Below are 11,622 nucleotides of genomic sequence, written 5' to 3' on the forward strand. Positions count from 1 at the left end.
CCCTCGCTAATTAAATTTCACCCGATAAAGATTCACGCCCTTGCGCATCCATCGCGTGATGCGTCCGGCTTTTTTCCTCGCGATCGTTTCTGGCCTTGTCTGCTCCATCAGCCATGCCGCCGCCTCTTCTACCGGCAGCACGCGCTTCTCCTGCGGGTGGATGTAGGTGGGGTAAACAATCAGCGTCTGATAAATCAGGTCTGCCAGGGTGAGCGTGCGGTTGCGCCGCGCGCAGGTATGTTCGTCGTGGGTTAACCCCCAGCCCGCGTAAAACGGGAGGCCGTAGCAGTACACGGTTTTGCCATGCATCAGCGCTTCAAACCCGGAAAGCGAAGTCATGGTGTGCAGTTCATCACAGGCGGTAATGCAGTCGATAATGTCGGCATCCATGGCCACGCAGTCAGCCAGATGTGCCATCACGTCGGCATCAATATGGCCGGGGCGATTGCCTGCCAGCACGTCAGGATGCGGCTTATAGACGATAAACGCCGACGGGTTACGCTCGCGTACGGTACGCAGCAGCGCCAGGTTGCTTTGAATATCGACGCTCCCTGTGGCGATGGAGGCGTCGTTCTCCACCTGGCCGGGCACCAGCAGCAGGCGTTTACCGTCGGCGGCCTCAGGCCGTTGCCAGCCTTTGCCGAGGTTATATTTACTGAGCTTGCTGCTGACCAGCGTCTGCTGAAGCGCCAGCGCGCGGTCGCGTTCATCGAGACGCAGTGTTGAATGGTTGAGTAGCGTTTCCAGGTCGCTGGCGCGGCGGGCATCGTAGTAAATCCCGGTTTTATCCAGCACCAGCGATAGCGGCATATGCAGGTCGGAACCCAGCCCGCTTGAGCGTAGAAAACCGTCCTCCATTCGCCAAATGGGCAGGTTCTGCGCGCGCGCGGCCTGGCTGAATTTGGCTTCGCCATTCACGCCCCATACCACGCAGGCGGTGGCCGCAGGTGATTTTTTCTCAAAGCTCAGGGTGTTTTCCGGCGTTTTGAGGAAGGTTTTCATGATGGCGCTCTTCCACAGCGTCAGGCCGGGAACCCACAGATGGCCGCTGCGTGAAATCATATGCTGGCGTTGCAGCTGGAGCGCGTGCAGTACGTCGAATAAGGTGCCACGTTTGTGAGTGTAGGGGTCGAGATAACGCGGATACCGCAGCAGCGCTGCGCCAATTAATTGCAGCAGCGTCGCCTGGCCGCGCCTGCCGGTTAATGACTCCGCCAGTGGGTGGCGATCGTCCGTCAGCCCCCATCCGGCATACCACGGCAGGCCAAAGCAGGTTACCGATTTCCCGGCCATCAGCGCCTCGATGCCGTATTGCGAGGTGACGGTATAGACACGGCTCGCAAAGCGCAGCAGCGACTGCGGGCTAACGTCCTGCGCCAGCAGGCGAATACGCGGGTCGCTGAAGCTGTCGGTAAGATAACCCTGCTTTTTCCCGCTCAACACGTCGGGATGCGTTTTGACCCAAATTTCAGCGTCCGGATTTTCTTCACAGGCGGCGGCCAGCATGTTGCTAAAGCTTTGCGCCGACCCTCCGCCCAGGGTTATCGACACATCGCCGTACGTCTGGTCGATAACCAGCACAATCGGCTTTTCATGCGCGGCAGCGGGGAAGGGCAGGGCGTGGTTGTACTTCGATAAATCGCCGCTCACAATCAGGTCGATGGCCGATTGCGCCTCTTCAGCGAAGGCATTCTCTTCACACTCTTTATGGATGAGCCGTTCCAGCCTGCTCGGGCGGCTGGCATCGTAGTAAATGCCAAGATCGTCAACCACGATAGAGAGCGGCGGATGACCATTCACACCCAGCCCGAGCGAGCGAATAAAGCCATCTTCCAGGCGCAGCAGCGGTAAATCCGCCGCCCGCGCTTTGGCGGCGGGCAGCGCAGTGTTGTCTTTCATTCCCCAGACGGCGACGGCGGAAATGTCACCGGGAATGGCACCGCTAACGGACAGCTTACGGCAGGGCTTGCCGAGCAGCTGGCTCAGATGGGGGATTTTCCAAATCCCCGAGGAATAGACGCCGATCATAATGCTCCCTGCATTCGTGCGTTAGATATCCAGAATGACTTTCGCCGCCACCGCCAGTTGATAAAGAATGGTGGAGATGCCGCGCGTCACTTCGATGTTTTTCGACTCGTACTTCGGCAGAACCATAATTTCATCGCCTGCCGTCAGAGCGCCGACATCGTCCGCATCCACCGCAGAACCGTCCTGATGAATCACGATGATTTTCGACTGACCGGATTTCTGCGTCAGGCCGCCGCATTTCTCGATGTAATCGTCAGCGTCAAGCTTCTCCTCCCAACTGATGGCGTTCGGGAACAGCACTTCGCCATGCACCATAACCAGCGAGGTTTTCTCAGGGATAGTGATGACATCGCCATCTTCCAGTAGAACGGAATCGAGGTTTTTCTCGTTCAGCACCACCTGGCCTTTCGGCACCACCTGACGCGCTTTCGCCACAAAACGGCTGACCAGCTGCGCTTCCTGCATACGAAGCTGCGCTTCTTCCTGGGTGGATGACTGGGAAGAGAGCGACGCCTGTTCCAGCTTTTGCAGCTCAAGGGTGAGCATCTCTTTTTGCCGGATGGCGACAGAGTGGCGATAAAGCTGAATGCTGTTCATCTGCGACATGCTGTTCGGGCGCAGCTGTGTGAGCACCTGTTTCATGCTTGCGCCATAAGGCAGCACCAGAGCGTGTTCGCCGGAATGTGCGCCCTCGATGCGCACCTGAATGGTGCCGGCATAGCGGTCAGAACTGACGATCAGTTTGTCGCCATCCTGCAACGTGCGGCCCGCGGCACCGCTCAACGGATAATATTCCGTGCGTTTTACCGTGCCCTGCTGGCGGACGATGGTGAAGTGGGTTGCGCCCGGTTTTGGCCGCGCCCAGCTCAGCGCTTCATCCACCGAAATGGCGCTGCTGGCGAATTCGAAGTCATAGCTGTTATAGACGTCGCCATCCACGCTGAAGGTATATTTGCGCGGGCCCACGACGATGGTATCGCCGTCAGAGAACTGCGACAGATTCAGCGTACCGTTAAGCAGGAAGTCATACAGGTTGACGCGGGAGCGCGTCGATTTGCCGCGCTTGATGGTGATGTCAACATAACTGCCGCGCTCGCTGTCTACGCCGCCCGCTTTACTCAGGTAGGAAAGCAGCGAATCGGACGCCACACCGCCGTACAGGCCGGGGTTTTTGACATAGCCGGTAACGAACACTTTCACCGGCTGCGCCTGCAACAGCGAGGCATAGACGTTAACGTTAGACTGATAAACCTCTTTGACCTTCGCCGTCACCAGGCCATTAAGCTGCCCGTTCGGCACGCCAGCCACTTTCAGCGGCCCGATATTCGGTACAAAGATATTGCCTTTCGGGTCGACCGGCAGCGCGCCGTCAAAGTTAAACGCGCCCCACAGACGCACCTGAATGGTATCGCCCAGCGAAACAACATAGCTCGGGTTAAATCCGATGCTGGTACCACTGTCGGCGCTGGTGCCGTTAAACAGCTGCGCGCCGAACATGCGGCTTAACGCCGGCGCTTCCATCATCGGCGGCGTGTTATCAAAACCGTTGTTCACCGCAGGTGACTTTTGCCCGCTGATGAGCGGTGATAACGGTGCGGCACCGGTCAGTTCCGGGTCGGCGGTGACGCCTGTGGCGAGCGCCTGCCCAACGTGAAGGACTGCGAGCAGAACTACGGATTTAGCTAATTTCATAATGCACTCTGTTAAAAATGACTCAGGCCGTCAGTCTTTATGGTCTTCAATAATGCCCAGCAGCAGTTTGGCAGTACCAAACAGCAGGCTGCACACCAGTAACCAGCTGATTAATAAATAAGGAATATTCGGGAATGACGACTCTTCCGGGCGCTGTGGTGAACTGATAACCGACAGGGTTTTCAGCTTGCGCGCGCTTTCCATGCGCGTTTTCTCAAGGGCTTTCAGCGCCAGAGCGTAAAGGTCCGTATCAAAGGCCACGGTGCCTTTTATCTCTTCGAAATCGACCGCCATGCTGTTGAGCTTTTTCCCTTCCGGCGCGGTGATTTTGCTTTGCTCTTCATCGATTTGCGCCTGCAACGCTTTAATGGCGTTTTTAGTGCTGACCACCTGCGGCGCGTCGGCGCGTAAATAGGTCAACAGATTTCGCAGATCTGCTTCCATCTCGATTTTTTTGGCAATCAGCGTATTCACAAGCGTAGTGGCGGCTTCAGCAGAGGCTGCGGGGTCGAGAACGTTGTTTTTATTCTGATAAGCGAGCAACTGCTTTTTGCTCTCGTTCAGGCGCTGACGGGTTTGGTGCAGCTCTTCTTCAGCAAACTGCATCTGCTCGCGCGAAATACGATGGGAAAGCTCGTTGATAAAGCGCTCAGACTCTTTCAGCACCGCGTGGTTAAAGGCCTGAGCAAACTCGGGGGTGAAGCCCTGCGTTTGAATATCCAGCAGGCCCGATTTTTCGTCATAAGCGATGGAAATCCGGCTGCGGTAGTAGTCGAGAAACTCTTCGGTGGTGGCGTCAGCGGGAAGATGGAAAAAGAGATCCCAACCGCTTTGGCTGAATGCCTGATGGAAGTTGAGTCGCTTATCCAGTGCCATCAGCATATCGGGCGAGTTGATGTACTCTTTTAAATAGAGGGAGTCTTCCGCCGACGACGGGTTCGACGCTCCCAGCAGCAGGCCAACGTTCAGGCTTGAACTGTCAATTTCATTGGGGCGTTTTACGGCAACTTTGGATTCGCTCATGTAGCGCGGCTGGCTAAAAATGAACAGATAAATCAAAAGCAACGCCATCGGCGCGGTAATAAAAATATGCGCAAGATAGCGCTGGAACGGTAGTGCGCAGGCGCACTGCCGACAGGTTTTCAGACGCTGAAAGAGATGAGTAATAAACACGTGATTAGTTTTCATAATTCCGAACGCGATTTAATTAAAACTATATTCGTCAAATAAATAATTAATAGTGATGACGTTGGGAATAATAGTGGGAATTATAAATAATAGACATATCAATCCTTTGTTAATGTCGATGGTGAATGGTTTTAACGCATGCTGAATATAGCTGGCGCGAATAATTAACTCGCTAAACTAGATTAGCTGAATATATGGCGCAATTCCTTCTGGTGCCGCTATTTGTAGCATAGACCATCTGGCATCTCAATCTTGTTATTCCAGAATTGCAATGAATGTTTGTAATAATATTTGAAGCGTGGATTAGATTGGAGGATCTATTTATTGGATTTGTGGATATTAAAGATTAAATGAATTTAAATTAAATTTTTATTCGTGAAATGTATGTATTCGCAAGAAATGTAGGCCGGGGGCGCTAACGCTTGCCCGGCCTGCGATAATGTTATTACTTCGCAATACGCTTGTACTTGATACGCTTCGGCTCCAGCGCGTCTGCGCCCAGCGTGCGTTTCTTATACTCTTCGTATTCGGTAAAGTTACCTTCGAAGAATTCCACTTTACCTTCATCCTGGTAATCCAGAATGTGCGTGGCGATACGGTCAAGGAACCAACGGTCGTGCGAGATAACCATTGCGCAGCCAGGGAACTCCAGCAGGGCGTTTTCCAGCGCGCGCAGGGTTTCGATATCCAGGTCGTTGGTCGGTTCATCGAGCAGCAGAACGTTGCCGCCTACCTGCAACAGTTTCGCCAGGTGCAGACGACCGCGCTCACCGCCGGACAGCTCGCCCACGCGTTTACCCTGGTCAACGCCTTTAAAGTTAAAGCGGCCAACGTACGCGCGGCTTGGCATCTCGGTGTTGCCAATCTTCATGATATCCAGCCCGCCGGAAACTTCTTCCCACACGGTTTTGCTGTTATCCATCGCATCACGGAACTGATCAACGGACGCCAGTTTCACGGTATCACCCAGCGTGATAGAACCGCTATCAGGCTGTTCCTGACCGGACATCATGCGGAACAGCGTCGATTTACCCGCGCCGTTCGGGCCGATGATACCGACAATCGCACCTTTCGGTACCGAGAAAGTCAGGTCGTCAATCAGTACGCGATCGCCGTAAGATTTACGCAGATTGCTGACTTCCACCACTTTATCCCCCAGACGAGCTCCTGGCGGAATAAACAGTTCGTTGGTTTCGTTACGTTTCTGGTACTCGACGTTGTTAAGTTCTTCGAAACGGGCCAGACGCGCTTTGCCTTTAGACTGACGGCCTTTCGCGCCCTGACGTACCCACTCCAGCTCTTTCTCGATCGACTTACGACGCGCCGCTTCCTGAGAAGCTTCCTGCGCCAGACGCTGATCTTTCTGTTCCAGCCAGGAGGAGTAGTTACCTTCCCACGGAATACCTTCGCCACGGTCAAGTTCCAGAATCCAGCCCGCCACGTTATCGAGGAAGTAACGGTCGTGGGTGATTGCCACAACGGTCCCTTCGAAGTCGTGCAGGAAACGTTCCAGCCACGCGACGGATTCCGCATCCAGGTGGTTAGTCGGTTCGTCGAGCAGCAGCATGTCTGGTTTTTCCAGCAGCAGGCGGCACAGCGCGACGCGGCGACGTTCACCACCGGAAAGGGTGGCGATTTTGGCATCCCAGTCCGGCAGACGCAGCGCATCGGCGGCGCGTTCCAACTGAACGTTCAGGTTATGGCCATCATGCGCCTGAATGATTTCTTCAAACTTGCCCTGCTGAGCGGCGAGTTTATCGAAGTCGGCATCCGGCTCGGCATATTTGGCGTAGACTTCGTCCAGACCTTTCAGCGCGTTAACCACTTCGGCAACCGCTTCTTCAACGGATTCGCGAACGGTATGTTCCGGATTTAACTGAGGTTCCTGCGGCAGGTAACCAATCTTCAGACCTGGCTGCGGACGTGCTTCACCTTCGATGTCGGTATCGATACCGGCCATGATGCGCAGCAGCGTAGATTTACCGGCGCCGTTCAGGCCCAGTACACCGATTTTTGCGCCAGGGAAGAAGCTCAGTGAGATGTTTTTCAGAATATGACGTTTCGGCGGAACCACTTTGCCGACACGATGCATGGTATAAACGAATTGAGCCACGTTGGACTTCGCCTCTTTTATTTTGATGGTAAGTATACAAAGCCGAAGTGTAGCCTTTTTCGTTCGTTAATCCCAGCGAGGCGGTTAACGCGATAAAAGCGTAAAAATGTGTCCAGAACGTGGCGCGTTGCCTCATGTGTGGTTAGCATGAAATAGATATCTTATACGCGGCATGAAGCTGCAACATGTGATTGATTAGAGGAAGATCGTGTGAAAAAAGCCAAACCCATGGCGTGGCGCGTGTTAGCGGCCAGTGTTTGCCTGTTGTCACTTAACAACCTGGCTCACGCGGATTCACTGGACGAACAGCGCAGTCGCTATTCGCAGATTAAGCAGGCCTGGGATAACCGACAGATGGATGTCGTGGGCCAGTTGATGCCAACCTTGCGGGAATACCCGCTTTATCCTTACCTGGAATATCGCCAGATCTCCGGCGATTTGATGAACACGCCAGCCGTTACCGTCACCAATTTTGTGCGCGATAACCCGACGCTGCCGCCGGCGCGGACGCTCAAAAATCGCTATGTGAACGAACTGGCACGACGCGAAGACTGGCGCGGCTTGCTGGCCTTCAGCCCGGACAAACCTGGTACCACCGAAGCGCAGTGTAACTATTACTACGCCAAATATAATGTTGGCGAGACCCAGCAGGCCTGGGACGGTGCGAAAGAACTGTGGCTGACGGGGAAAAGCCAGCCAAATGCCTGCGACAAACTGTTCAGCGCCTGGCGTTCGTCCGGTACGCAGGACCCGCTCGCGTATCTCGAACGTATCCGACTGGCGATGAACGCGGGTAATACTTCGCTGGTCAAAGCGCTGGCCTCGCAGATGCCGCCGGATTATCAAACCATTTCGCAGGCGGTGACCGACCTTGCGAACAATCCCAATAACGTGCTGACCTTTGCGCGAACCACGGGCGCGACCGATTTTACCCGCTCGGTGGCGGCGGTGGCGTTTACCAGCGTCGCGCGTCAGGATGCGGAAAACGCGCGTCTGATGATCCCGTCGCTGGTGCAGGCGCAGCAGCTTAATGACGATCAAACCCAGGAGCTGCGCGATATCGTCGCCTGGCGTTTGATGGGCACTGACGTCACTTCTGAGCAGGAAAAATGGCGCGACGACGCCATTATGCGTTCTCAGTCTACATCGCTGATTGAGCGTCGGGTCCGTATGGCGCTTGGCACCGGCGATCGCCGTGGGCTGAATACCTGGCTGGCGCGTCTGCCGATGGATGCCAAAGAGAAAGATGAATGGCGCTACTGGCAGGCCGACCTGCTGATGGAGCGCGGGCGCGATGACGAAGCGAAAGAGATCTTCAAATCCTTAATGACTCAGCGCGGTTTCTACCCGATGGTGGCGGCGCAGCGTTTGGGGGAAGATTACACCTTGCGCATCGAAGGCCCGCAGGGCACCGTTTCGCCGCTACTGGTGAACGGCCCGGAAATGGCGCGCGTGCGTGAACTGATGTACTGGGATATGGATAACACCGCGCGCAGCGAATGGGCGAACCTGGTCAGCAGCCGCACAAAGAACGAGCAGGCCCAGCTGGCGCGCTACGCGTTTGACCAACGCTGGTGGGATCTCAGCGTACAGGCGACCATCGCAGGCAAGCTGTGGGATAATTTGCAAGAGCGTTTCCCGCCTGCCTATAACGATCTCTTTGTGCGTTACACCGCCGGTAAAGACATTCCGCAAAGTTATGCAATGGCAATTGCACGTCAGGAAAGTGCCTGGAACCCGAAAGTGAAATCACCGGTAGGGGCGAGCGGCCTGATGCAAATCATGCCGGGTACGGCGACGCACACGGTGCAGATGTTTAACATCCCAGGCTACAGCAACCAGAATCAGCTGCTGGACCCGGAAACTAACATCAACATCGGTACCAGCTATCTGCAATACGTTTACCAGCAGTTTGGTAACAACCGTATCTTCTCATCTGCCGCGTACAATGCCGGTCCGGGGCGCGTGCGCACCTGGGTTGGCAACAGCGCCGGGCGTATCGACCCCGTCGCGTTTGTTGAGAGCATTCCGTTCTCTGAAACGCGTGGCTATGTGAAGAACGTGCTGGCGTATGACGCGTACTATCGTCACTTTATGGGCGAAAAAGAGGCGATCTTTAGCGATAGCGAGTGGCAACGCCGTTACTGATCGGCAGTGACTATGTTATGCTGTACTCGTTGAAGAGTACATACAGCGGATGGCCCTGCGCCATCCGCCATAACATGGCGGTATACTATGACCCAACAATCCCCTTATTCAGCCTCCGTCGCGGAACAGCGACATCAGGAATGGCTTCGCTTTGTTGAGCTGCTTCGTCTGGCCTATGCTGACGAGCACGCACTGCCTTTACTCGACTTGATCATGACGCCTGATGAACGCGAAGCGCTGGGCACGCGCGTGCGCATTATTGAAGAATTACTGCGTGGTGAGATGAGTCAGCGCGAGCTGAAGTCAGAGCTGGGTGCAGGCATTGCCACCATTACGCGCGGTTCGAACAGCCTGAAATCGGCCCCTGCCGAATTGCGCCAATGGCTGGAGCAGACGCTGCCGAAAACGGTGAACAACGACTGATGGCGCTGCGCTTATCAGGCCTACTACGGTCCGTAGGCCGGATAAGGCGTCAGCCGCCATCCGGCAAACTTACCCGCGTTGCCCGTAAATCGCGTTATGGAACGGGCTTAACGCTAACACCACCGCCTGATGATAAACGCTACTGCGCGTCAGGGCACCTTTGGTGAACACGCCGATAGCGCCTTCCTTGCGGCCAATCTTATCGATTCCGGTGAAATGCGACATGACCGGGCCGAGCTCTTCCCCTTCACGCACTTTTTCCAGAATGACTTCCGGCAACGGCAAGGTAGCGGAACGCGCTTCGCCGCGCTGATCTGCTGTGGGGAGGTGATCGTTTTTGCACTATGAGGAATCTAGGGTGGGATGCCGGAAAGGCCGATGGATAGAGGGATTGAGAGGATTCTGTGATTTTGCACTGCAAAAACTAAAATGAGTAAAAATAGCTATTTTTGCGTTTAATTTTGCACTCTATTGATCTCTTATAGATCGAATTTAACTCCTTTTTAATCAGCCGTTAGCAAAAAACTAGCTCCTCTTGCTTGTTCTTTCCTTGCCCAATCAAAAGAAAAACAATTTTCTTTTTGCTAACACGAAAAAAACTTATAAGTTATTGATACAACATAACTTTGAAAATGGTGTAGAAAGAAAAAACACTACTTTTGCTTTTCATCTGTCATGAATACAGAACGTATGTCGTTCATGCTCTTACATGGATTACTCACAACTCTGCCCAGAACGCAGGCCGAAAGCCTAAGCACGACCCGCCTTCTGGTGCGTAGAGTCGGTTAGCTCGTTGTTTTCACTAATGTCAGATGCCCCCTTTTTGACCTCCCCATACAATCTCATCAGTTGTGACCTCTCGTTTTCTGGAAGCATTGCAAACTGGGAAATAGATTCAATCCCCCTTAGTGAATTAAAAATTCCCGTTAGTCCATGCTGGACAATAGCCTGCGCTAGCTGATGGCGCTGTTCATTCGACATGACGCTCAACACACTGGCTAGCTGATCATCGCCAAATTCACCGATTCTATCGCGATTTATTGCGATATCCTCTCCGGTAATAAGCCAAATCAAAGGTGCTCCGCAGGCTTCTGATATGGCCTGTATTTTGTCGATACCCGGATAGCTCTTACCCAACAAGTAGCTACGTATCGCAGATTCAGAGATCTTACAGCGGCTAGCTAGCGCTACATTCGTAAGGCCATTCATCGCGATTTTTAGGCGCTCTGCAAATCGGTTTATTCCAGGCATGACTTTAAACCGCTCACGGTTTTTTTCAAAAGCATCGGTTTTATTCATATAACACCATGATAAATAACAAATTAAATTTAAATCGCATTATGTTGCGAATAAACCACTTGAAATCGGTTTATTATGCGATTAGATTGTATGAAGACGATTATCAAATGTGATTATCGTTTTAGATAAACAGAGGAGCATACCAACAATGCAATTGCTGAGACAAGATATGGCCAGCCTGTTTGTGTCTGAAGGGCAAGACTGGTCGAGCAAGGCGATCATTGCTGCCCTTGATCGCCAGGGCGTAAGCCTGAGTGATTTGGAGAACGAGCTGGGCGTCGGCAAAAATGCGATCCGCAATGTTTTCTACCGTAAGTGCGGACGTTATGAAGAAGCTATCGCAGAAAAAATCGGAGTATCACCTTCGATGATCTGGCCGAGCCGCTACTTTTCTGACAGCCGTCTTACGGCTTAACCGGAGGAATTCATGTCTATCTGGTTAACCGCAAAGGAATCTGTCGGCCTGCCTGGTCTTCCTGGTATGGAGCACAACATCCGAAATTGTTTGAATAAACGGGTCGGTGACAGCACTGAATTACGTCGCCGCCGCACTGGTTCTAAAGCTTTCGAATATCACGTCGATTGTCTCCCTGAACAGGCTCGTGAAATAGTCAAAGCCCGCCATTACCGCGAGGTGCTTAAGCAAAGCGGTTGTGCATCTACACCTGCTATGCCGAAGCGTGAGGTCACTACTTCTCGTGATGAACTTACGTTGCTGCGCCAGTGCCCGG

9 protein-coding genes and 1 pseudogene are annotated in these 11,622 nt (G+C 53.6%); 4 read left to right on the forward strand and 6 right to left on the reverse strand.

The genetic code is table 11. The features are described 5' to 3' along the window. Nucleotides 1-6: 6 nt before the first annotated feature. The 4 genes from ACWWFX_RS20510 to ettA all read right to left on the reverse strand — a co-directional run bounded on the left by ACWWFX_RS20510 (nucleotide 7) and on the right by ettA (nucleotide 7,021). Nucleotides 7-2,028 (reverse strand): capsular polysaccharide biosynthesis protein, encoded by a 2,022-nt coding sequence (locus tag ACWWFX_RS20510; protein WP_473224652.1) that lies wholly within the window; start codon nucleotides 2,026-2,028, stop codon nucleotides 7-9. A 21-nt stretch (nucleotides 2,029-2,049) separates the two neighbouring features. Then, the gene (locus ACWWFX_RS20515; RefSeq protein WP_473224653.1) at nucleotides 2,050-3,720 is read right to left on the reverse strand and encodes a polysaccharide biosynthesis/export family protein; all 1,671 of its coding nucleotides are present in this window, start codon (nucleotides 3,718-3,720) and stop codon (nucleotides 2,050-2,052) included. Between the two features lie 30 nt (nucleotides 3,721-3,750). Continuing rightward, a complete protein-coding gene (locus ACWWFX_RS20520; protein ID WP_473224654.1) occupies nucleotides 3,751-4,908 on the reverse strand; it encodes a capsule biosynthesis protein in 1,158 nt (385 codons plus the stop codon). Nucleotides 4,909-5,353: 445 nt separating this feature from the next. Beyond that, entirely contained in the window at nucleotides 5,354-7,021 is a 1,668-nt protein-coding gene (ettA, locus tag ACWWFX_RS20525) for an energy-dependent translational throttle protein EttA (RefSeq protein WP_149463005.1), read from the reverse strand. Nucleotides 7,022-7,231: 210 nt separating this feature from the next. Between ettA and sltY the strand changes: the two genes are divergently transcribed. Beyond that, on the forward strand, nucleotides 7,232-9,169 hold the full coding sequence (sltY, locus tag ACWWFX_RS20530) for a murein transglycosylase (protein WP_473224655.1): 1,938 nt from the start codon (nucleotides 7,232-7,234) through the stop codon (nucleotides 9,167-9,169). Nucleotides 9,170-9,256: 87 nt separating this feature from the next. Continuing rightward, nucleotides 9,257-9,592: a trp operon repressor gene (gene trpR, locus ACWWFX_RS20535; RefSeq protein ID WP_473224656.1), complete on the forward strand. Its 336-nt coding sequence runs from the start codon at nucleotides 9,257-9,259 to the stop codon at nucleotides 9,590-9,592. Nucleotides 9,593-9,661: 69 nt separating this feature from the next. Here the strand turns inward: trpR and ACWWFX_RS20540 are convergent. Next, a pseudogene (locus ACWWFX_RS20540) lies at nucleotides 9,662-9,919 on the reverse strand (DUF84 family protein); the annotation flags it as partial. A gap of 423 nt (nucleotides 9,920-10,342) precedes the next feature. Continuing rightward, the gene (locus tag ACWWFX_RS20545) at nucleotides 10,343-10,891 is read right to left on the reverse strand and encodes a helix-turn-helix domain-containing protein (protein WP_473224657.1); all 549 of its coding nucleotides are present in this window, start codon (nucleotides 10,889-10,891) and stop codon (nucleotides 10,343-10,345) included. 148 nt (nucleotides 10,892-11,039) lie between these two features. On the opposite strand from ACWWFX_RS20545, the gene ACWWFX_RS20550 reads away from it, so the two are divergent. Together ACWWFX_RS20550 and ACWWFX_RS20555 are read left to right on the forward strand one after the other, a co-directional pair. Next, nucleotides 11,040-11,306, forward strand: coding sequence for a helix-turn-helix domain-containing protein (locus tag ACWWFX_RS20550; RefSeq protein ID WP_063930228.1), 267 nt, complete (start codon nucleotides 11,040-11,042; stop codon nucleotides 11,304-11,306). Nucleotides 11,307-11,318: 12 nt separating this feature from the next. Beyond that, a partial coding sequence (locus ACWWFX_RS20555; protein ID WP_473224658.1) for a DNA-binding protein occupies nucleotides 11,319-11,622 on the forward strand: 304 nt, incomplete at its 3' end.

It is taken from the genome of Pseudocitrobacter sp. 2023LY-00077 (assembly GCF_055796175.1).